Annotated in this window: 11 protein-coding genes; all 11 read left to right on the top strand. The window is 70.6% G+C overall.

Annotation, left to right across the window (positions count from 1 at the left end; all coding sequences use genetic code 11):
* Nucleotides 1-13: 13 nt before the first annotated feature.
* Nucleotides 14-13,498, top strand: a complete 13,485-nt coding sequence (locus tag OOK07_RS12120) for a non-ribosomal peptide synthetase (protein ID WP_266796356.1) — start codon at nt 14-16, stop codon at nt 13,496-13,498.
* Nucleotides 13,495-14,739: an MFS transporter gene (locus tag OOK07_RS12115; protein WP_266796354.1), complete on the top strand. Its 1,245-nt coding sequence runs from the start codon at nt 13,495-13,497 to the stop codon at nt 14,737-14,739. The genes OOK07_RS12120 and OOK07_RS12115 overlap by 4 nt, the downstream gene beginning before the upstream one ends.
* A gap of 30 nt (nt 14,740-14,769) precedes the next feature.
* Nucleotides 14,770-15,540 carry a DUF4097 family beta strand repeat-containing protein gene (locus OOK07_RS12110; RefSeq protein ID WP_266679660.1) on the top strand — a complete coding sequence of 257 codons (771 nt, stop codon included), beginning with the start codon at nt 14,770-14,772 and terminating at the stop codon, nt 15,538-15,540.
* Between the two features lie 84 nt (nt 15,541-15,624).
* Nucleotides 15,625-15,897 (top strand): acyl carrier protein, encoded by a 273-nt coding sequence (locus tag OOK07_RS12105; protein WP_266679655.1) that lies wholly within the window; start codon nt 15,625-15,627, stop codon nt 15,895-15,897.
* Nucleotides 15,894-17,276 (top strand): condensation domain-containing protein, encoded by a 1,383-nt coding sequence (locus OOK07_RS12100; RefSeq protein ID WP_266796351.1) that lies wholly within the window; start codon nt 15,894-15,896, stop codon nt 17,274-17,276. Before OOK07_RS12105 ends, OOK07_RS12100 begins: the two co-directional genes overlap by 4 nt.
* 14 nt (nt 17,277-17,290) lie before the next feature.
* On the top strand, nt 17,291-18,445 hold the full coding sequence (locus tag OOK07_RS12095; RefSeq protein ID WP_266679651.1) for a M20/M25/M40 family metallo-hydrolase: 1,155 nt from the start codon (nt 17,291-17,293) through the stop codon (nt 18,443-18,445).
* Between the two features lie 13 nt (nt 18,446-18,458).
* Nucleotides 18,459-19,238 carry a thioesterase II family protein gene (locus OOK07_RS12090; protein WP_266679649.1) on the top strand — a complete coding sequence of 260 codons (780 nt, stop codon included), beginning with the start codon at nt 18,459-18,461 and terminating at the stop codon, nt 19,236-19,238.
* A gap of 952 nt (nt 19,239-20,190) precedes the next feature.
* Nucleotides 20,191-20,844 carry a helix-turn-helix transcriptional regulator gene (locus OOK07_RS12085; RefSeq protein ID WP_266679647.1) on the top strand — a complete coding sequence of 218 codons (654 nt, stop codon included), beginning with the start codon at nt 20,191-20,193 and terminating at the stop codon, nt 20,842-20,844.
* A gap of 75 nt (nt 20,845-20,919) precedes the next feature.
* The gene (locus OOK07_RS12080; protein WP_266796348.1) at nt 20,920-21,912 is read left to right on the top strand and encodes a TauD/TfdA family dioxygenase; all 993 of its coding nucleotides are present in this window, start codon (nt 20,920-20,922) and stop codon (nt 21,910-21,912) included.
* Between the two features lie 26 nt (nt 21,913-21,938).
* Entirely contained in the window at nt 21,939-22,892 is a 954-nt protein-coding gene (locus OOK07_RS12075) for a beta-ketoacyl-ACP synthase 3 (RefSeq protein WP_266796346.1), read from the top strand.
* A gap of 60 nt (nt 22,893-22,952) precedes the next feature.
* Nucleotides 22,953-23,984, top strand: coding sequence for a 2,3-diaminopropionate biosynthesis protein SbnA (gene sbnA / locus OOK07_RS12070; RefSeq protein ID WP_266796344.1), 1,032 nt, complete (start codon nt 22,953-22,955; stop codon nt 23,982-23,984).
* Nucleotides 23,985-23,986: the final 2 nt, after the last annotated feature.

The following is a 23,986-nucleotide window of genomic DNA, read 5'->3' as shown; positions in this document are numbered from 1 at the left end:
GAAGTTGGCCACGATGACCGGCGTTGAAACCTCTGCCCCTGACGAGCTGCGCGCGCAACTGCTGCGCAGCCGTCTGGCGGGCGGCGCGGGAGCGCGCTCGGGTGCGAGCTCCCGTATCGCACCGACCGACCGCTCGCGTCCGCTGCCGCTGTCGTTCGGGCAGCAGCGGCTGTGGCTGATCGACCGGATCGACCCCGGATCCACGGAATACGTCGTTCCGCTGGCGCTGCGCCTGCGCGGCAGGCTGGACGCGCCGGCCTGGAACCAGGCGTGGCAGGACGTCGTCGCGCGCCACGAGGTGCTGCGGACTCGCTACGTCGAACGCGGCGGCGAGCCGCGGCAGTTGATCGATCCGCCGGTCGCGGCCGCCGAGCTGGAGGTGGTCGATGTCGCCTCGGCGCCGGATCCGCTGGCCCTCGCGCACGAACTCGCGACCGAGCTCTCGTCGCGACCGTTCGACCTGGCCGCCGACTGGCCGGTGCGTGCGCTGCTGATCCGGCTCGGCGAGCAGGACCACGTACTGGCCCTGTCCTGCCATCACATCGCGCTGGACGGCTGGTCGATCGACATCCTGGTGCGCGAGCTGCGCGCGCTCTACCAGGCCAGGGTGGAGGGCAGGCCGTCCCCGCTGCCGGCGCTCCCCATCCAGTACGCCGACTACGCGGTGTGGGAGCGCGAGACGCTGGCCCGCCGGGAGAGCTTCACCTCGGCGCAGCGGTACTGGCGGGAACAGCTCGCCGGCATCGAGCCGCTGGAACTGCCCACCGACCGGCCGCGGCCGGCACGGCGGGACTGGACCGGCCGGATGGTTCCGTTCGACATCCCGGCCGAGCTGGCCGACCGGCTCCGGGCGATCGGCCGGGACCAGGACACCACCCTCTACGCGGTTCTGCTCGCGTCGTTCAACGTACTGCTGCACCGCTACACCGGCAGCCGGGACATCAGCGTCGGGTCGCCGGTCGCGGGCCGCGGCCGTCCCGAGGCGTCGAACCTGATCGGCTTCTTCATCAACACCCTGGTTCTGCGCAACCGCTGGGAGGGCGATCCCACCTTCGCGGAGCTGCTGCGTCACACGGGCCGCACCGTGCAGCAGGCGCTGATCAGCCAGGAGGTTCCGTTCGAGCACCTGGTGCGGGAGCTTGCCCCGGACCGGGACCCGGCCCGCTCACCGCTGTTCCAGGTCATGCTGGGCCTGCGCACCACCGGTGCCTACGAGGCCAACCTGGCCGGGCTCACCGTCAGCGAGTTCCCGATCGCCGCCAAGTCCTCGCGATTCGACCTGACCGTACTCGCCAGCGAACATCCCGACGGTTCGCTCAACGGCGAGATCCTCTTCCCGACGGCACTGTTCGACGACGCCACCGTGGAACGGATCGGGCGGCACTACCTCGCTCTGCTGCGATCCGTGGCCCAGGCGCCCCAACTGCCGCTCTCACGGCTGTGCTTCCTGGACCGGGCGGAGATCGACCTGCTCACCGGAGCGGGTTCACGACCGCGCGCCGACACCTTCGACCACGATGTGCGGGCCACCGTGCACGAGCTGTTCGAGGCCCAGGCCCTGCGCACCCCGGACGCGACCGCCCTGGTGGTCGACAGCGGCGACGGCGCGCCCGCCGCGGAACTCAGCTACGCCCAACTGAACCAGCGGGCCAACCGGATCGCGCATCGGCTGCGGCAACTCGGTGCCGGCCCGGAGCAGATGATCGGAGTCTGCCTGGAACGCGGCGAACACCTGGTCCCCGCGCTGCTGGGCATCCTCAAATCAGGGGCCGGATACCTGCCGCTGGATCCGGCTGCACCCTCGGACCGCCTGGCCTACGTCATCGGCGACGCCCACGCCCCGATCGTTCTCACCCAGAGCGAGCACGCCGAGAAGATCGCCGCCGTGCACACCGGTGCCGTGCTCGACCTCGACTCCGAGGACCTGACCGGTCTGCCGACCGCCGACCCCAAGCCGTTGTCCGGCCCGGACAACCTGATCTACACGATCTACACCTCCGGGTCGACCGGCAAGCCCAAGGGCGTCGTCCTCACGCACGCCCATGTGGCGCGGCTGCTCACCTCCGCCGAGCGTCACTACGGGTTCTCGCCGCAGGACGTCTGGCCGCTGTTCCACTCCTACGCGTTCGACGTCTCGGTGTGGGAGCTGTGGGGCTCGCTGCTGTACGGCGGCAAGCTCGTCGTCGTCCCCGCCTCGGTCACCCGGTCACCGAGCGACTTCCTCGATGTGCTGGTGCGCCACGAGGTCACCTTCCTCAACCAGACGCCGTCGGCGTTCCGCGCTCTGGTCGCCGCAGCCGCCGACGACGATCCGCGGATCGGGCGTCTGGCGTTGCGCGCCGTGGTGTTCGCGGGCGAGAAACTCGAACCGGCGGAGCTTCGGCCGTGGACGGACCGGCTCGGCCTCGACGCGCCGTGCCTGTACAACATGTACGGGATCACCGAGACCACGGTGCACTCCACCTTCCACCGGATCACCGAGCAGGACCTGGCGCAGGGCGCCCCCAACGCGATCGGCCGTCCCCTGGACGACCTGCGCATCTACCTGCTGGACGGCGACGGAGGGCTCGCCCCGGTCGGCGTGCCGGGGGAGATCTACGTCGGCGGAGCCGGGGTCGCTCGCGGATACGCGGGCCGCCCGGACCTGACCGCGGCGCGCTTCGTGCCCGATCCCTTCGGCAGGCCCGGCGCCCGGCTCTACCGCAGCGGCGACCTGGCACGCCGGCGCGCCGACGGCTCGCTGGAGTTCCTCGGCCGCGCCGACCACCAGGTGAAGATCCGCGGATACCGCGTCGAACTCGGCGAGATCGAGGCGACGGTGGCGTCGGCGCCGACGGTGCGGGACGCCGTGGTGATCGTGCGCGAGGACACACCCGGCGACAAGCGGCTGGTCGCCTATGTCGTGCCGGAGGAGGGCGCGGCCACCGAGCAGCGCACCTGGGCCGCGGGGCTGCGCTCGGTCGCCGAGGCGGCGCTTCCGGCCTACATGGTCCCGTCGGCGTTCGTGACGCTGGCCGCGCTGCCGTTGACGGTCAACGGGAAGCTGGACCGACGGGCCCTGCCCGCGCCGGACGGCGCCGCGCTCGCCGTCACCGCGCAGTACGTCGCGCCGCGCACCCATGAGGAGCAGCGGGCGGCCGAGATCTGGCGTGAGGTCCTGGGCGTCGACCGGGTCGGCGTCGAGGACGGATTCTTCGAACTCGGCGGGGACTCGCTGCTCGCCGTGGCGTTGACCGGAACGATGCGCGCGGCCGGTTTCGACGTGGCGGTCAAGGACGTCTTCGAACAGCGCACCGTGGCACAGCTCTGTGCCCACCTGGCCGGACGGGACCCGCTGGTCGAGCAGCGGCCGCCGGTCGAGCCGTTCGCGCTGCTCGCGGAGCAGGACCGCGAGCGGCTGCCCGCCGGCGTCGTCGACGCCTACCCGGTCTCGGGCGTCCAGCTGGGCATGGTGGTCGAGATGCTCGCCGACAGCGGGGAGCGCAACTACCACAACGTCACGTCGATGAAGATCGACGACGACGCGCCCTTCGACGCCGACGCCTTCGGGCGGGCCGCCCGGGCCGTGGTCGCGCGGCACGAGAACCTGCGGACCTCGTTCGACCTGGACGGCTATTCGCGTCCGCTGCAACTGGTGCACGAGAGCGCCGGGATCAGCGTCGGCGTACGGGATCTGCGGGAGCTGGGGGAGCAGGAGCAGCTCGGTGCGATGCGCGCGTGGATGGTCCGCGAGCGCGAGACGCCGTTCGATCTGGCCCGGCCGTCCCTGATCCGGCTGGCCGCCCATCTCACCGGCGAGAACACCTGGTGGCTGACGATCACCGAGTGCCACGCCGTGCTGGAGGGGTGGAGCTACCACCAGATGCTGATGGAGATCATCGATCTGTTCGGGCTGTTCCGCTCCGGCCGACAGCCGGAACCCGTGCCGGCGGCCGCGGTGCGCTACGCCGACTTCATCGCCGCCGAGCTGGAATCGCTGGCCGACGGCGAGGACGCCGCGTACTGGGCGGGGATCGTCGCCGGCCGTCCGGCGTTCCGCCTTCCGCAGGGCTGGGGGGCCGACCCGGCGACGCCGCGTGAGACCTACCGGACCGGTGTGTCCTACCTGGACCTGCTCCCGCAGATCAAGGGATTCGCCGCGCGCGCGGGCGTCTCGGTGAAGGCGGTGCTGCACGCCGTCCATCTCAAGGTCATGTCGATGATCACCGCGGAGGAGCGCTTCTTCTCCGGGCTGGTGTGCGACGCGCGGCCCGAGGCGGTGGGCGCCGACCGCGTCTACGGCATGTACCTGAACACCGTGCCCTTCCCGTTCGAGGGCACCGACGGGACGTGGACCGAGCTGGTGCGGCGGGTGTTCGCCACGGAGATCGACCTGTGGCCGCACCGCCGTCACCCGATCCCGGCGATCCAGCGGGCCGCGGGCGGCGAGCGGATGATCGACGCCTACTTCAACTTCATCGACTTCCATGTGGTCGACGGCGAACGCGTCGACTACCTCAAGACGATGGACATCAGCCCCAACGAGTTCTCGCTTCGGGTCACCACCCAGGCCAAGCACTTCTCGGTCACCGTCAACACCCACGTCGTCAGCAGGGCCAACGCCGACCGGCTGGCGGCCATGTACCGCTCGGTGCTGGAGGAGATGCTCACCGACCCGGACGGCGAGGCGTCCCGGGTTCCGCTGGCCGACGACGATCTGCGGGTGCTCGACGGGCTGGTCGGCGCACCGCTTCCCGCCGAGCGGCGTCCGGCGGCGCCGGCCGCGTTCCGGACGCTGGCCGTGGAGCGTCCCGATGACATCGCGGTGGTCTGCGACGGCGAGCAGGTCGCCTACGGCGAACTGGACCGTCGCTCCGACCAGGTCGCGGCACTGCTGCGACGGCGGGGTGTCGCCCGCGGAGACGTCGTCGCGGTGTCGATGCGTCGTACGCCCGCGATGATCGCGGCCCTGCTGGGCGTGTGGAAGGCCCAAGCGGCCTATCTGCCGTTGGACGTGGGGCTGCCGGCGGAGCGGGTGCGGTACATGCTCGCCGACTCCGGCGCGCGCATCGTCCTCGACGACGCGCTCTCGGATCTCGCCCAGGACTCGCCGGCACCGGCACCGACGCCGTCCACGACGGACTGGGCGGACTGGGCGGAGGACGATCTGGCCTACGTGATCTACACGTCCGGCTCGACCGGCAAGCCCAAGGGCGTGGAGATCGGACACGGCGCACTGGCCAATCTGCTCGCCTCGATGCGTGACGTCGCAGGCGACGGCTGCTGGCTGGCCTCGACCGCGCTCTCCTTCGACATCTGCGGACTCGAACTGTTCGGCCCGCTGACCGCGGGTGGACGGATCGTGCTCGCCGCGGACAGCCAGCTGCGCGACGGCGCCGAGCTGGTGCGGCTGGTGGAGGAACACGGTGTCGACCATGTGCAGGCCACCCCGTCCGGCTGGAAGATGCTGCTGGCGGCAGGGTTCGACCGGCCCGAGGTGACCGCGCTGTGCGGCGGCGAGGCGTTGCCGCTCGATCTGGCCCGTGACATCCGCGGCCGGGTCGGCCGCCTGCTCAACGTGTACGGACCCACCGAGACCACCATCTGGTCCACCGCGTGGGAGGTGCCGGTTCAGCCGGACCGGGTGGTCGTCGGCGCCCCGCTCGCCGACACCCGGCTACGGGTGCTCGACGCGCGCGGAGCCCGCGTCCCGGTCGGCGTCGTCGGCGAACTCGTCATCGGCGGTGCGGGCGTGGCCCGCGGATACCACGCGCAACCGCGGCTGACCGCGGCCCGTTTCACCCCGGCGCAGACGGGCGGCCGGGAGTACCGCACCGGGGATCTGGTCCGGGTGGGCGAGGACGGCGGGATCGAGTTCCTCGGCCGCGCCGACGATCAGGTGAAGGTACGCGGGCACCGCATCGAACTCGGTGAGATCGAGACGGTGCTGCGCACCGCGCCGGGCGTGCGCGACGTCGTCGTCACGGCCCGCGGTGTGCAGGACAAGACGCTGGTCGCCTATGTGATCGGCGCCCTCGACGGCCTGGCCGGGTTCGCCGCCGAAGCCCTGCCCTCGTACATGGTGCCCTCGGTCTACACGGCGTTGGAGGCGTTCCCGCTCAATCCGGCGGGCAAGGTCGACCGCCTGGCGCTGCCCGAGCCCGCGTACACGGCGGCCGAGACGTTCACCGCGCCCAGCGGCGTCGACGAGGAGCGGATCGCGTTGATCTGGCGGCAGGCACTGGATGTGCCGCGGGTCGGCGCCCTCGACGGGTTCTTCGAGCTCGGCGGCGATTCGATCAAGGCGGTCGGCCTCGTCGGCGCGCTCCGGGCGGCCGGCTACGACGCCTCGGCCCGGGACGTGTTCGAGCACTCCACGGTGCGCACGCTCGCCGCGCACCTCAGCGGCCGTCCCGCGCCGCGTCAGTCCGCGGCCGCGGTCGAACCGTTCGCGATGGCGCCGAACGACGTCGCCCTGCCGGACGACGTCGTGGACGCCTATCCGTTGTCGATGGTGCAGCTGGGGATGGTCGCCCAGATGCTCTCCGGCACCGGCAGCAGCCGCTACCACACGGTGACCGCCTTTCCGGTCAACGACGGCGTCCCGTTCGACGAACAAGCGCTGCGGCGGGCGACGGCCGTCGTCGTCGAGCGGCACGAGATCCTGCGGACATCCATCGAGTTGACCGAGTACGGCACGCCGCTGCAGTCGGTGCACGCGCACGCCGAACTGCCGGTCGCCGTCAGGGATCTGCGCGGATACGGCACACACGAGGCGAGCGAGGCCATGCAGGGCTTCGCCGCCGTGGAACGCACCACACCGATGACGCTCACCGACGCGCCGCTGATGCGTTTGACGGCGTCCGTCGTCGACGACGGCACCTGGTGGCTGTCGATCACCTACTGCCACGCGATCCTGGAGGGCTTCAGCCTGCACGCGCTGACGACCGAGCTGCTGCGCGCGTACGCGACCCTGCGCGACGGCGGTGAACTGGAGCCGTGGCAGGCTCCGGCGGTGCGCTTCGCGGACTACATCGCCGCGGAGCTCGCTTCGCTCGACTCCGAGGAGGACCGCGCCTATTGGGCGTCCGTCGTCGCCGGCCGGCGCAGTGCCGTGCTGCCGGCGGGGTGGCACGACCCCGACCTGCCGAGGTCCGACTACCGCCGCCGGATTCCCTTCCACGATCTGCGGCCGGGCCTGACCGCCCTCGCGGTCCGCTCCCGTACCTCGCTCAAGAGCGTTCTGCACGCGGCGCATCTGAAGGTGATGAGTTCGCTCCTGGGCGACGAGCCGTTCTTCGACGGGCTGGTGTGCGACGGACGTCCCGAGACGATCGGCGCGGACCGGGTGTACGGCATGTACCTGAACTCGGTGCCGTTCGCCTTCGACGGGATCGCCGCGGGCAGCACCTGGGTGGACCTGGTCCGCACGGTGTTCGCGCGGGAGGTCGAGCTGTGGCCGCATCGGCGCCACCCGCTGCCGGAGATCGCCCGCAGCGCAGGTGAAGGGCAGCTGCTCAGCGTGCTCTTCAACTACCTCGACTTCAGCGCGTTCTCCTCCGATCTGGTCGACGCCGGGGAGGCGATCGGCGAGGGGGCGACCGAGTTCGACCTCGCGGTCACCACGGGCGGCGGCCACGTCACACTGGCCACGCACACCGGCGTGTTGTCGCTGCGCAACGCCGACCGCATCGGCCAGATGTACCGCGCCGTGCTGGAGGCCATGGCCGCCGACCCGGACGGCGACGCGTGCGTCGCCCACCTGCCGGACGGCGAACGGGAGCGGGCGACGTCCGCTCGCGGGCCCGTCCTCGACCGCGGGCCCGGCGTTCTGGAGACCATCGAGCTGCAGGCACTCGCCACCCCCGACGCAGACGCCGTCATCCACGGCGACGAGCGGATCAGCTTCGCCGAACTGGACGCGCGCGCGAGCGCACTCGCCGTCCGGCTGCGAGAACACGGCGTCGCCGCCGAGTCGACGGTCGGCGTGCTGCTCGGCCGCACCGCCGAACTGCTGGTCGCGTTCCTGGGCGTCTGGAAGGCGGGCGGCGCCTATGTGCCCATCGATCCGACGCTGCCGCAGGAACGCGTCGACCATATGCTCGGCGACTCCCGGTCCTGCGCGGTGATCACACTGGACCGGCATCGGCACCTGCTCGGTGGATTCGGCGGACCGGTGATCGACGTCGCCGGCGTCGAGCCGGGCACGCCGATCGAGAGCGGCCGCGACCTCGATCCCGACTCGCTCGCGTACGTGATCTACACGTCGGGATCGACCGGCAGGCCGAAGGGCGTGCAGAACACCCACCGTGGCGTGGCCACCTATCTGCACTGGTCGGTCGAGCAGTACGCCGGCGCTCCGGGCGGCGCCCCGCTGTTGTCCTCGCCGTCGTTCGACATGGTGGTCACCATCCTGTACGCGCCGTTGATGACCGGAAACCCGGTGACGATCTTCGACGAGGAGACCCCGGTCGAGGATCTCGGCCTGTTGCTGCTGGAGTCCGGGCCGTTCAGCTTCGTCAAGGTCGCACCGACCCTGCTCGACCTGCTGTCCGGCCAGCTCGGTCCGCGGCAGGCGGCGGAGGTCGCCGCCGTCGCGGTCGCCGGCGGAGAGGTCTTCGACACCGGACTGGCGCGGCGCTGGGCACGGTTGGCGAGGGGCGCCCGTGACGGCCGGACGGTGCGGATCGTCAACGAGTACGGCCCCACCGAGATCACCGTCGGAAACAGCGCGCACCTGGCCGACGGCACCGAGGGCGGCGACCAGCTGCCGATCGGACTGCCGATCCCGAACACCAGCATGTACGTGCTCGACCGCCACAGGGAACCGGTGCCGGTCGGCGTCGTCGGCGAGATCCATGTCGGCGGCGACGGACTGGCCCGCGGCTACGGGCAGTTGCCGGACCGCACCGCGGCGGCCTTCGTGCCCAACCCGTACGGCCCGCCCGGATCGCGGCTCTACCGCACCGGAGACCGCGGCCGGATGCGGCCGGACGGCGAGTTCGAGTTCGTGGAACGCGTGGACGACCAGGTGAAGGTGCACGGCTACCGGATCGAGCTGGGCGAGGTCGAGGCGGCGCTGTCCGGCTGCGCCGGCGTCCGCCGGGCCGTCGTCACCGTGCGCGGCGGCGACGGTGCCCGGGAGCTGGTCGGGTACGCGAGCCCGGAACGCGGAGCGGTGCTGTCCGCCGCCGGCCTGCGCGCCGAACTCGCCGCCAGGCTGCCCGGCTACATGGTGCCGACCTTCATCGTGCCGGTCGCGAGCATTCCGGTGACCGCCAACGGGAAGGTCGACCGCGCCGCGCTGCCCGAACCGACGTCGGTCGAGCGCGAGCAGCGGAGCGACGCGTCGCCGATGACCGCGCAGCAGGAGGCGGTCGCCGCGGTGTGGCGCGAGGTGCTGGGTGTGGAACATCTTGCGGTCGACGACGCGTTCTTCGACGTCGGCGGCGACTCGATCAAGGCCGTGAGTCTGGTGGGGGCGCTGCGCGCGAGCGGATACGACGTGTCCGTGCGGGACGTCTTCGAACAGCGCACGGTGGCCGGGCTGGCCGAGGCGCTGGCCTCCCGCGAGACCATCGCGGCGCCCGCCGCCCAGGGCGTGGCGCGGTTCGCCCTGGCGCCGGAGGGATCGGTCTTCCCGGACGACGTGGTGGACGCCTATCCCATCTCCCAGGTGCAGTTGGGCATGCTCACCGAGATGCTCGCCGCGGATCCGGAGCATGATCGTCCGTATCACACGGTCACCGCGTTCCCGGTCAGCGACGGCCGTCCGTTCTCCGAGCGGGCGTTGCGGGACGCCGCCGCGATCGTGCTGCAGCGCCACGAGGCGCTGCGGACCTCCTTCGACCTGACCGGTCATCCGATCCCACTGCAGCTGGTGCACGGCCAGGTCGCCGTGCCGGTCACCGTGCAGGATCTGCGCGGCCGTCCGGCGACGGAGCGGGAGGCGTCGATCCGCTCGGCGGTGGAGCGGGAGACCAGGGCGCTGTTCGATGTGGAGCAGGCGCCGCTGATGCGCATCGGCGCGTATCTCGTCGCGGACGACACCTGGTGGCTGTGCCTGACGCACTGCCACGCCGTACTGGAGGGCTGGAGCCATCACAGCCTGCTCGCCGAGCTGATCGGCGCGTACACGCGGCTTCGTGACGGCATCGCGCTTGAGCCGCATCGTCCGCAGGCCGTGCGCTACGCCGACTTCATCGCGGCGGAGAACGAGGCGGTCCAGGCCGGTGACGACGTCGAGTTCTGGCGGCGACGCGTGGACGGCGTCGCCAAGTTCACCCTGCCGCAGCAGTGGGCGGTGCCGGGGGGCCGGCCGAAGAGGTTCCAGGTCCGTGTTCCCTTCGCCGACCTGGCGACCGGGCTGCGTTCGGCGGTGTACGCGTCGCAGACCTCGATGAAGGCGGTGCTGCATGCGGCCCACCTCAAGGTCATGAGCATGCTCACCCATGAATCCCGCTTCCACACCGGCCTCGTCGTCGACGCCCGTCCGGAGGCGGCCGGTGCCGAACGCGTCTACGGGATGTACCTCAACAGCGTTCCGTTCGTGTTCGAGCGCACCGCCGCCACCTGGAGCGAGCTGGCCAGGCAGGTGTACGACCAGGAGACAGAGCTCTGGCCGCACCGGCGGCTGCCCCTGCCCGCCCTGCAGCGCGCGGTCAAGGAGAGCGACCTGATCGACGTGCTCTTCAACTACCTGGACTTCCACGAGTTCGAGGCCGGGTACGAGGCGATCGCCCCCGACGCGCAGGCGGCGGTGATCGGCGCCGGCTCCAACGACTCCCCGTTCTCGGTGACCACCGGCGGCGGCTTCATCACCATCGCCACCGACACCCGGGTGCTCTCCCAGGAGCACGCCGGGCGGATCGCCCAGCTGTACCGGGCCGTCCTGGTGGCGATCGCCACGGACCCGGACGGCGACGCGACCGCGACCTTCCTGCCGGACGGCGAGTCGGACCGCCAACTGCGGGTCTGGAACAGCAACGAGAAGCCGCGCCCGCAGGAATCGGTGCTCGCCACGATCGAGCGCCGGGCGTCGACCGACCCGGACGCCTGCGCGGTCGTCGCCGGTGAACAGCGGCTCACCTTCGCGGAGTTGGACGCACGGGCGGCAGCGCTGGCGGCCCGGCTGCGCGCCGCGGGTGTCGGCGCCGAGACCACCGTGGGCGTTCTGCTGGACCGGGGCCCCGAGCTGATCGTCGCGTTCCTGGCGGTGTGGAAGGCGCACGGCGCGTACGTGCCGCTCGATCCGGACCTGCCGGCCGACCGCATCGGATACATGCTCGCCGATTCCGGTGCGCGGGTTGTCCTCACCGAATCCGAGGAGCGGTTCGCGGCGATCCTGCAGGGATACGACGGCACGGTCGTCACCGACTTCGGCGCCGGGGGAACGCCACCCGAGCGGACGGCCGACCCCGACCCGCAGAGCCTCGCCTACGTGATCTACACCTCCGGATCGACGGGCCGGCCCAAGGGCGTGCAGATATCGCACGCCGGTCTCGCCAACTACCTGTGGTGGGCGGTGGAGGGCTACGGCGCCTACGGAAAGGGCGGCGCGCCGCTGTTCTCGTCGATCGCCTTCGACATGGTGGTTCCGAACATCTACGCGCCGCTGATGGCGGGCGAACCGGTGACGTTGCTGCCGCCGCGGTTCGAACTGGACGATCTGGGCCAGCTGCTGGCGCGGGGCGGCCCGTACAGCTTCATCAAGCTGACGCCGGGCCATCTGGACCTGCTCACCCACCAGCTCGGCGCAGAGCAGGCCGCGACGCTCGCCGGAATGCTCGCCGTCGGCGCGGACTCCTTCCCCGCCCGGATCGCCGAACGGTGGTTCGAGCTCGTGGGCGTCGGCCCCGGCCCGCGGATGCTCAACGAGTACGGCCCGACCGAGATCTCGGTGGCCAACAGCGTCCATCACCTCGACGGACCGGTCGAGGGCGAGGTCGTCTCGATCGGCCTGCCCGTACCCAACACCACCATGTACGTGCTCGACGGGCGTATGCGGCCACTTCCGGTGGGGTCCGTCGGTGAGATCTACATCGGCGGGGCGGGCCTGGCCCGCGGTTACGCCAACCTGCCCGCACGCACCGCCGCCGCGTTCGTGCCCGACCCGTTCGGTGAGGCCGGTTCGCGGCTCTACCGCACCGGCGACCTGGCCCGGATCCGCCCGGACGGCAACGTCGAGTTCCTCGGCCGCGCCGACCACCAGATCAAACTGCGCGGATACCGCATCGAGCCGGACGAGGTCCAGCAGGTACTCGCCGCGCATCCGGCGGTCAAGGACGTCGTGGTGATCGTCCGCGAGGAGACGCTCGTCGCGTATCACGTGCCGACGTCCGAACCGGCCGCGACGCCCGAGGAACTGGCGGCGCACTGTGCGAAGAAGCTGCCCCCCTACATGGTTCCGGCGGCCTTCGTCGCGCTGGGTGGTCTGCCGTTGAACGCCAACGGCAAACTCGACCGCGGCGCGCTGCCGGCGCCGGGAGCGGGCGGACCGAGCGCCGTGCCCCTCGTCCCGCCGGGCACCCCGACCGAGCGGGCGCTTGCGGCGCTGTGGAGTGCCGCACTCGGCGTCGACGAGATCGGTGTCGAGCACGACTTCTTCGCTCTGGGCGGCCACTCGCTGCTCATGCTGCGCATCGTCGCTCAAGCCCGTAAACAGGGAATGGCCCTGTCCGTACGGGACTTGGTGCGGGAGCGCACGGTGAAGCGGCTCGCGGCGCATGTCGACTCGCAGGCCGCGGCACGCAGCGCGGCGCTGGTGTGGCTGGCCGAAACCGGGCCACGGCGCACCCTGTTCGTTCCGCACACCGAGGGCGGCAGCGCGCACTGGTTCGTGCCGCTGGCGGACCGGCTGGACGGAGTGCGTCCCGTGGCCGCGTTCGAGGTCGTCGAACCCGGCTCGGTCCGGCAGATGGCCGAGCGCTATCTGCCGGAGCTGCTCGCCGCCCAACCCGAAGGGCCGCACACCCTGTTGGGCTGGTCCTCCGGGGCGACGATCGCCTGGGAGATGTCCCGGCTGCTGGTCGAACGCGGCCACGGCGCAGCGGAACTGATCCTCGTCGACCCGCTGGCCGATCTGGAACCCACGGCGTCCGCACCGACGCACGCCGGTGAGATCCTCACCGAACTGCTCGACGCGCGCGGCCTGGACGACGCGGTGCGCGAGCAGGCGGTTTCGGAGCTGCTGGCCAAGATCGGCATCACCGGCGGGGCCGGCGCCCTCGACGACGTGGCCGGCCATGTCGAGTCGTGGCGGACGCTGACGCGCGCGTGCATCGACTACCGGTACGAGGACACGGTGTCGCCGGTGCGCCTGATCGTCACCGACGCGTGCGCCGAGGGAACGCACTCCGTGTCCCGTGGCCACTCCTACCGGTCCTATCTGAGCCGGTGGGCGCAGCTGTGCGGCGCGGGCCTGCGGGTCGACCGGTTGCCGGGAAGCCACGAGGCGCCGTTCGCGAAGCCCGGCACCAGCCTGCTCGCCGCGTTGGTCAACGAGGTGATGACGGATTGAGTCCGCCCCGGCCGCTGCGCGCCAACCGGGACTTCCTGCTGCTGTGGACCGGCGCGGGCCTGGCCTTCGTCGGATCGCGGATCAGCACGGTGGCCTATCCGATGCTCGTCCTGGCCTATACCGGGTCGGCATCGGACGCCGGGATCGTCGGCTTCTTCGCCAATCTGCCGTACCTGCTGCAGCTGGCCGGCGGGGTGCTCGCCGACCGGGTCGATCGCAGACGGCTGATGATCGTGTGCGACCTGGGGCGGATCACCGCCGTCGCCACCCTGATCGCTGCCCTGGCGTGGGGGCGGTTCTGGCTGCCCCAGGTGGCCTGCGTCGCCTTCTGCGACAACGGGCTGGCGATCCTGTACCGGATAGCCGAGCGTGCCTCGGTGCGCAATCTGGTGCGTGACGACGATCTTCCGGTCGCGCTGTCCCGCAACGAGGCGCGGCAGCGCGGCGCCGGCCTGATCGGAGCCCCGATCGGCAGCTTCCTGTTCGCCGTGGCCCGTTGGGCGCCGTTCGTCTCCACCCTGGTCAGCTCGCTTGCATCGCTGGTGTCGCTGCTGATGATCCGCAGCAAGTTCCAGACGGAGCGGGTGAAAGGGCCACGTCGTTCGATGACTGCGGATCTCAGAGCGGGTCTGGCCTGGGCGTGGCATCAGCCGATCGTGCGGGTGATCGCCCTGCTGATCGCCGGAAGCAACATGCTGTTCGCCGCCCTGACGCTGTCGCTGCAGTACATCGTCCGCAATGAGTACTCCTCGGCGGCCCAGGCGGGCGTGGCGATCGGCGTGATCTTCGGGATCTCCGGCGTCGGCGGACTGCTGGGCGCGCTAAACGCGGCGTGGTGGACACGGGTCGCGTCGCTGCCCGCGCTCGTCATCGGATGCAACGTCGTCTGGGCCGTGCTCATGCCCCTGGTCGCGGTGGTGCGCTCGCCGGCCGGCCTCGGCGCCCTGTTCGCCGGAATGGGATACGCGGGCGCCCTCTGGAACGTGGCGGCTGCCTCGTATCAGCAGCGAGTGACGCCGGACGAACTCCAAGGGCGACTACTCTCCGTAGCCATTCTGGTCGCGTACGGTACCGTTCCCCTGGGATCCATGGCAGGAGGATTCCTACTGAACGCATGGGGCACAGCGCATACCGTGCTGGCGTTGGGGGCGTGCATGGCGGGACTGGCCGTGTGGACCGCACTCAGCCCGGCGATCCGTGAACTCGCGACGGCACCCCACGACTTGGCGTCGCAGACCTGAAGATCCACAGAGCGAGAGGTGCATCCCCCCATGTCCCGTAGCCGTCTTGTTTCCCTCGTCCCCTCGTCCCCTCGTCTGCTCGCGGCGGCCGCGGTCGTCTCGGCGGCCGTGCTCGGCGCGAGCGGATGCCAGGGCTCGGCCCTGAACGAGGGCCCCCTCAAACAGATGAGCGCCGACGCGTCGGTCACCGGCCGCGTCACCTCGGTCTCCATCCAGGACGGGCGCCACGGCTCCGTCCGTGTGCACCCCGGCAACGACCGCACCGTGACGATTCACCGGACCGTCCACTACCACGACAGCGCGAAACCGCACCCGGGCCAGTCGCTTTCCGACGGGTCGCTCACCTTCAGCAACGGATGCGACGACTGCTACATCGACTACGACCTGACCGTGCCCGCGACAGCGAAGGTCAGCGCGAGCAACAGCAGCGGCGCGGTCGACATCACCGGGGTCGCCGCCGTCAAGGTGAGCACCGATTCCGGCGAGGTCACTCTCGATCGCATCGCCGGCGCGGTGGACGTCGACAGCTCGTCCGGCGCGGTGCACGGCGCGGGCCTGGGCACGGGCGCGGCGACCGCCAAGTCCAGCTCGGGCCGCATCGATCTCGCGTTCGCCAAGCGGCCCGACTCGGTCACCACGCACAGCAGTTCCGGCGCGGTGGAACTGGCCGTGCCCGGCGGACCGTACGCCGTGACGGCACACACGTCGTCAGGGAGCCGGTCGGTGAGCGTGCCCACGGGATCCGGGCCGGCCATCTCGGTCACCACCTCGTCGGGCGACGTGGTCGTCAAGCCGGCCTGAGCCGGACGGCGGGGACGCCGAGGTTCCGGTACCCGGCCTCCCCGCCGATAGCTCCTGTATAGACGGTCCTGTGACGCTGGGGCGATGATCAGTGAGACTGGCACGGCGCCGACCACAGACGAGATCCGCCGGTGGCTGACCGAGCGAATCGCCTTCTACGTAGACCTCCCGATCGAGCGGATCGATCCGGACCGGAAACTCACCGAACTCGGACTCGACTCGATCTATGTGCTGACCATGTGCGGCGACATCGAGGACGAGCTCGGCGTGGTGGTTGACGCGGCCATGATCTGGGACCATCCGACGGCCGCATCGCTGGCCGGGCGGCTGGCCGAGGACGTCGCGGAATCGCGATGACACGGCTGCTTTCGGTCGGGCAGGAAGCCTTGTGGCTGATCCATCGCATGGCGCCGGAGAGCCCGGCGTACAACGTGGTGGTGGCCGCGCGTATCGTCGGCGAGCTCGACCCGGACGTACTGCGGGCCGCGCTCCGGGCCACCGCGCAACGGCACGACATGATGCGCTCCGCATTCGTCGAGACCGACGGCGGGGTGCGCCGCGTGGTGCACGACGCCGACTCGGTCCGCCTGGAGTTGCACGAGACGCCGGCGGACATCGGCGAGGACCAGCTCCATGAGCTGGTCCACCGCAGTACGGCGCAGCCGTTGCGGCTCGCCGAGTCCGCGTTCCGGGTGGCGTTCTTCCGGCGCACCCCCCTCGACGGCGTACTGGCCGTGACCGCGCATCACGTCGCCACCGACGCGAGTTCCCAGGGAATCGTCATGCGCGATCTGATCGACGCCTGCGCGCAGGGCGGCGATCCGGACTGGGAGCCGTTGCCCGCCACCTGGGACGACCATGTCGCCGCGGAACAGGCGCTGTTACGAGGTCCGGGCTTCGCGGAGCACGAACAGTACTGGCGGGAGATCTGCGCCGGCGCCCCGACCGTGGTCGACCTGCCGACGGACCGCCCCCGCCCGGCGCGTTCGCGCCTGCAGGGCGACACCGTGGAGGTCAGGCTCCCCGACCAGCTCACCGGACGGCTGCGCGAGAGCGCGTTCGGGCGTGGCTTCACGCCGTTCGTCTTCCTCACCGGGGTGTTCCAGGCGGTGGTGCATCGGCACAGCGGTCAAAGCGACTTCCTGACGGGCTGGCCGACCACCACGCGGCTGACGCGCGACATGCGTGAGGTGGCGGGCTCCTTCGCCAACTCCCTGGTGCTGCGCGCGGCTCTCGACCGGGACACGACCTTCGACGATCTGTTCCGCGCAGTGGACAGCCAGGTGAAGCAGGGCCTCTCCCATGTCGGCTACCCGTTCGCCCTGCTGCCGAAGGCGCTGGGGCTGCCGCACGACCCCTCCCGGCCGCCGCTCACCCAGGTCGCGGTGACCATGGTGACGGCCAATCGGCTCCGTCCCCTCTCCGACGTGCTGGCCGCGGGGGAGCAGGGCGGACGGGAGCACACGGCGGGGCCGCTGCGGGTGCGGGCGTTCGACGTCCCGCAACAGGAGGGCCAGTGCGACGTGATGCTGGAGATCGTGCAGAGCAGCACGTCGATCCGGGCCTTCTTCAAGTACGACGTCGCGTTGTTCGACCGCGCGTGGGTGGAGCGCTTCGCCGATCGGTTCATCCGGTTCGTGGAGGTCGCGACCGACGACCCGGACCAGCAGGTCGGCCGGGTGTCGATTCTCAGCGAGCCGGAACGCCAGGCGCTGCTGGCGATCGGCGTCGGGTGAGGGGGACGATCACCATGACGACACCGAGAATCTCCGCCGAACGTCTCCTCGACGACATCGCCGGCTTCGCGAAGTTCGGCGAACGCCCGGACGGGGGCGTCGACCGGATCGCGGGATCCGCAGCCGACCTGCAAGGGCGGGCCTGGCTGCTCGGACGCATCCGCGAGGCGGGTCTGACGGGTTCGACGGACGAGATCGGCAATGTCTTCGCCGCCGTACCCGACGGCGAGGACCGGTATCTGCTGACCGGATCCCATACCGACACGGTTCCGGCAGGAGGACGACTCGACGGCGCCTATGGCGTGATCGCCGCGCTCGAGGTGCTGCGCACGCTGCACGAGAACCGCCATCCTGCGGCGCGCAGCCTGAGGGTGGCGGGGTTCTTCGACGAGGAGGGCGCGCGGCCGGACTCACCCGGCGGGCTGATCGGCTCGACGGCGTTCGCCCGGTCGGCGGCCATCGCCGATGTCGAGGCGTTCATCGAACTGCACATCGAGCAGGGACCGCGGATGGAGGACGCCGAGCTGGATCTGGCGGTGGTCGAGGGCATCGTCGGCATCGACCGCTACGCGGTCACGATGACCGGGTCGGCCAACCACGCGGGCACCACGCCGATGGGGCAGCGGGCCGACGCCGGGATGGCGGCGGCCGGCCTGGCGACACGAGTGCGCCGGATCGCTTCGGCGACCGATCCGGCGATGGTGGTCACCGTCGGCTTCATCGAGTTCCTCCCCGGCGCTCCCAACGTCATCCCCGGTGAGGCCAGGCTGGTGGTCGAGTGGCGGTCCGGCTCCGAGCGCGCACTGGGTGAAGTGGCCCTCGCGCTCAGGGCCGCGGCGGACGAGGCGGCCGCGGCGGAGGGGTGCACCTGCGACGTGGTCCGCATCTCGGCGAAGCCGGTGACGACCTTCGACGCGCGGCTGTGCGAGGTTCTGGAACGAGGCTGCGGCCGTGCGGGCGGGACGAGGTCACGGCTGTTCAGCTACGCGGGACATGACGCCAGCGTGCTGGCCGCCCGGGTGCCGACGGCGATGATCTTCGTACCCAGCGCTGCGGGGGTGAGCCACAACCCGAAGGAGGACACACCGGCTCCGCAACTGGTGCGCGGTGCCCAGGCGTTGCTCGAATCAGTCGTCGCCCGTGAGCCGGGTACCGGCCAAGGTCTGTGATCGGGGTGAGGACATGACGCAGAGCGCGGCGGAGCGCCTGCTGAAGAAGTGGTTTCCCTACGGCGACGGCCCGGGTTCGGGACCGCGACTGTACGCCGTGCCGCATGCGGGCGGCGCGGCGTCGGCCTACCGGGAGTGGATCGCCGAGCTGGCTCCCGCGACCCGCGTGGTGCCCGTACAACTGCCCGGACGTGAGGGGCGGTTCGGCGAACCCGTGGCCGACTCGGTGCAGGCGGTCGCGGCAGAGGCGGCCCAGGCGCTGATCGAGCATGCGCAGGACGATCCGTTCGTGCTGTTCGGCCACAGCATGGGGGCCCTGATCGCGTTCGAACTTGCCTGTGTGCTGGCCGAGGCGGGGCGCGCGCCGTCCTCGCTCGTCGTGTCCGGGTATCCGGCGCCGCATCTCCTGAGGGAGAGTCCCGCGGTGCATCTGATGTCCGACGACCAACTGCGCGACCATCTGGCGTCGTTGGGCGGCACCCGGGCCGAAGTCCTGACCGACTCCGCCCTGTTGGAGCTGCTGGCCCCGACGATCCGAGCCGACTACCGGCTGTGTGACAGCTATGTCTGCGAGCGGCGCACCCCGCTGGAGATACCGGTGTCCGCCATCGGCGGCCTCGACGATCCCCGCGTCGGCGCCAAGGAACTGCTGGCCTGGGCGCGCACGACGACCGGGCCGTTTCGTGTCCGGCGTTTCCCCGGCGCCCATTTCTATCTCGGCGAACAGCGTGACGAGGTGCTCGGGTTCCTGCTGCGTGAACTCACGGTGGCCCGAAGCGAACCCCTGATCTGAGCGGTCGTTTCGCCCAGGTACACACCCGCGTTCACGGGAGCGGACCGAGAGGACCGAGAGGACCGAACCGGCCTTGTTCACGGCGGCGCCTCGGATCGGCACCCAAAATGTCGGTCAAAAAAACACTCACAGAGCGTCACGGTGACGTCGCTCGGTTCGAGGCTCGGGTGTCGCGCCGGTCCGGGGTGGGTTCGCGGGTGACCGTCGGCTCGATGAGGCCGATCATCGCGATCCGGAATATGGCGCCGGAGTGGCGCGGGTGGTCCTGGCCAGGGGCGCGTCGGACGACCACGGCGTCGATTCCCGGGCCGGCACGCCAGAAAGCCGTTGTGCAGGGCCGAAGTTGCCCTCTTTCGGCCAGCCGGTGAAGTGCCCGTTGCGCCGCCTCCCCCTGGGCATCGGCCGCCCGCGCCCGTGCACGACCTGCGCCGCGTCGTGGAGGCCGTGGAATATGGGCGGTGCCGTGTCCTGTTTCAGTAGTACCGTCTGGCGCAGTGTCGCCGTGCCTCTCATGGCCTAAACGGAATCAATGGCCGCGTGCGCTGCCTGTGTTGGCCTCAAGCGCATCTGTCCCACATGTCCCACACGACTCGCCATGCAGTGCCCCGAGCAACACTCCCGCTGGGGCAAATATCTCCCTCAGGGCCGTCGACATGCTTCGTACACATGATCCATAGCGTCAAGTAGCATCGCCGCAACATGCCAGATGACACGGGGAGGATTCATGGCGGTTTCCGATCAGTTAAGAGCCACTCACTCCACTGGACCTGGTGGCTCGGATCCCGCTGGAGGACGTCTGCTGGCACGTGCGCGCAGGGTGGAGAATGATCTGCGCGACCTGCTGGGCGAGTTGGGTGATGTGCTGGGTCGCGGCGCCACACCGTCACTGCCGGAGTACGAACCGAAGGCGGGGGCGGAGCCCACCGGCAGGTCCACGTGCTTGATCTCCGGTATGAAGAAGATCAACGATACCATCCGCTTCACCCTCGAATCCTCGCGCGAAGAGGTACTGCTCGCCCAGCCCGGCGGCGCCCGATCCAAGTCAACTCTGGCCAAGGCGCTTCCCACGCACCTGGACTGCCTTGAGCGCGGTGTGACCACCCGGACCCTGTACCAGCATCCCGCGCGCTACGACCAGCCCACGAAGGACTACGTCCGTGCGACGACCGAGCACGGTGCCCAGGTGCGCACCCTCGACGAGTTCTTCGACCGGCTCATCGTCGTCGACCACCATGTGGTGATCGTGCCCACCAACTCCGAGCGCACCGAGGCGGCGATGTTCACCGACCCCGCTGTGGCGCGGTTCGCAGGGGACCTGTTCGACCGCTTCTGGAGCCGGGCGATCATCTTCGAGTCCGCCCCGCTCGCCGAGACGGCGAACCTGGTCGGCGCCGAGGTCCAGGAGGCGGTCAAGCGCCTGGTCATCGAGGGCAAGACCGACGAGCAGATCGGCCGGCGCGTCGGACTGAAGCCACGGGCGGTCCAGAACCACCTGCGGCGGATCAAGAACGAGCTGGGCGCCAGTTCCCGGTCGGAGCTGTGCTTCCTGCTGGGGCAGCAGAGCGTGCTGGAGGACCTCGCCCTGGAGGAGACGCCTGGCCCGTGAGCCCCGACGCCCTGTGCACGTAGGAAGTATCGATCAAATATTGCCCGCTCCTCCATCCTGGGCGCCCTGTTCGAGATGGAACGGAGCATCATCATGGGCCGCACAGGGAGCGCCGACACCGGTGACATCACCCTGACCACGTCCGAGCGTGCCGCGGTGGCCGCGGTCGGCGCGGATCTGGTCGGAGAGGAACTGCCGAGAATTGACGAGGACGCCTGGGTCGCGCGCGCGAGAGAGTTCTCCGTGCGCCTGCCGGTTCGGCTGCGCGAAGCGGTGCGCCACTACCGGCACGATCCAGGCGTCGACGGCCTGCTGATCGTCCGCAATCTGCCGGTCGACGAGTCGGCCCTGCCGCCCACTCCGACGGCGGCGGAGTCGGTCGTACGCACCCCCACCGCGCCCGCGGCGATCATCGCGCTGCTCACGTCGTGCCTGGGCGAACTCGCCGCGTATCGGGCGGAGAAGGGCGGCGCGCTCGTGCAGAACGTCGTGCCGGTACCCGGCCGGGAGGGCAGCCAGAGCAATGCCGGCTCGGTGTCGCTGGAGATGCACGTGGAGAACGCCTTCCACCCGCATCGTCCCGACTACGTAGGGCTGTTGTGCCTGCGCAGCGACCACGACGGCCAGGCCGGCACGGTGGTCTCCTCGATCCGACGAGCCCTGACCCATCTTCCCCAGGCGGCCCGGCAGGTGCTGCACGGTCCGCGTTTCGTCACGGACCCGCCGCCGTCGTTCCAGCAGGGCGACGCCGGTGCGGCGCACGCCGTGCTCGCGGGAGCACCGGAGGATCCCGATGTGCGAGTGGACTTCAACGCCACCGTCGCCCTGGACGACGAGGCGAAGCAGGCACTGGAACTCCTGCGCGATGCGTTCGTGGGCGTTTCCACGCAGCTGACGCTGGCCGCGGGCGAACTCGCGTTCGTGGACAACAGGATCTCGATCCACGGTCGTACCGCCTTCACCCCACGCTACGACGGCCGGGACCGCTGGCTGCATCGCACGTTCGTCCATCTCGACGCACGCCGCACCCGGGGACACCGGCCGGGCGGATCAGCGGTGCTGGCATGAGCGGTGCGGGTATGAGCGGTGCGGGTATGAGCGGTGCGGCGATGGTGGGCCTCGGGACGTTCCGTCCGCGGCGCGTGGTCGACAACGACGAGATCTGCCGGGTGCTGGACTCCACCCCGGAATGGATACAGCGCCGCACCGGAATCAGTACGCGCCGTTTCGCGCAGGCTGACGAGACCCTGGCGGAGATGGCCGCCACGGCAGGGGAGAAGGCGCTGGCCGACGCCGGCGCGAGTCCCGCGGAAGTGGATCGGGTCATCATCGCGACCATGTCGCAGGTGAGCGACGATCCGGTGGACCTGCCCTCGGTGGTAGCGGCGCGGATGGGCGTGCGCGCGCCTGCCGTCCAAGTGAGCGCCGCCTGCTCCGGATTCGCCGTGGCGCTGCGTCTGGCCGCCGACGCGGTGACCACGGGCGGCGCCAGAACCGCCCTGGTGATCGGCGTCGAGCGGATGTCGGACCTGCTCGATCCCACCGACCGGAGCACGGCCTTCATCTTCTCCGACGGCGCGGGCGCCGTACTCGTCGCCGCGAGCCGTCGTTCTCAGATCGGTCCCGCGGTGACGGGCGGGCAGCCGAGCCTGGCCGAGGCGATCACCGTCCGCTGTCGCCCGGAGCTGCCGGACCGGGGCCCCGTCATCCGGATGCAGGGTCCGACCGTGTTCCGCTGGGCGCTGACCGAACTGCCCGGCGTGGTGGGGCAGATCCTTCAGGGCGCCGGCCTGACACCGGGCGGGATCGATGCCTTCGTTCCGCATCAGGCCAACCTCAGGATCATCGACGCCGTGGCACAGAGCGCGGGCTTCGGCGGCGCCGTCGCCCGCGACATCGTCGAGCAGGGCAACACCTCGGCGGCGTCGATTCCGCTGGCAATGGAGCGGATGCGCTCGTCGGGACAGGTCAAACGAGGCGACCTCGCGCTGCTGCTCGGTTTCGGCGCGGGTCTGAGCTATGCCGGCCTGCTCGCCACACTGCCCTAGGACCCATGCCCGGGGCGGCACGTATAGGGGTGCTATAGGGCCGACGCGAAGGATCGAGTTGTGGCAGAACATGGACTCACCGGCATCCTTTCCGCCGTCGGCAGCACCCCACTGATCGAACTGGAGCGGTTACGTCCGGGATTCGACGGACGGATCTTCGCCAAGATGGAGCGGTTCAATCCGGGCGGCAGCATCAAGGACCGCCCCGCGGTCACCATGCTGATGGACGAGATCCGCTCCGGCCGGCTGGTGCCGGGCCGCTCGGTCGTCGTCGAATCCAGCTCGGGCAATCTCGCGGTCGGCCTGGCCCAGGTCTGCCGCTACCACGACATCCGCTTCATCTGTGTCGTGGACGCCAAGACCACGGAGCAGAACCTGGCGATCCTGCGGGCGCTGCACGCCGAGGTCGAGGTGGTGACCGAACCGGACGCCGACGGCGAGTACCTGTCGGTGCGGCTGCGCCGGGTCAAGGAGCTGGTGCAGTCGATCCCGCATGCGTACTGGACGAACCAGTACGCCAACGAGATGAACCCGCGCGCCCACACCGGGACGATGCGGGAGATCGTCGAGGCGCTCGACGGTCGCGTGGACTACCTCTTCTCCGCCACCAGCACCACCGGAACCCTGCTGGGCTGCAGCAGGTACGTGCGCGAGCAGGGGCTGGACACGAAGGTGATCGCGGTCGACGCCGTGGGCAGCGTGCTGTTCGGGACGGACCCCGAGTCCGGCCCGCCGCCCCGGCGACTGATCCCGGGCCATGGCGCTTCGGTGCGCTCCGCGCTGTTCGAGCCGGGCGCCGCCGACGAGGTCGTCCATGTCACCGATCTGGACTGCGTGGTCGGCTGTCGCCGGCTGAGCCAGCGCGAGGCGCTCCTGGCCGGCGGCTCGTCCGGGGCGACCGTGGCCGCGTTCGAGCGGTTGCGGCCGCGGCTCCCGGCCGGATCGGTGTGCGTGCTGATCTTCCCGGACGGAGGCGACCGCTATCTGCACACCGTCTACTCGGACAGTTGGGTGCAGGAGCACTTCGGCGAAGTCTCGCACCTGTGGAAGACCCCTGATTCGGTCGCCGCGACGCAGCGGGAGAAAGGGTAACG

Origin of the sequence: Streptomyces sp. NBC_00078, from assembly GCF_026343335.1 — a bacterium.
GTDB lineage: Bacteria > Actinomycetota > Actinomycetes > Streptomycetales > Streptomycetaceae > Streptomyces.
The sequence above is the reverse complement of the archived record's forward strand: the minus strand, read 5'-3'. Positions and strand labels throughout refer to the sequence as shown.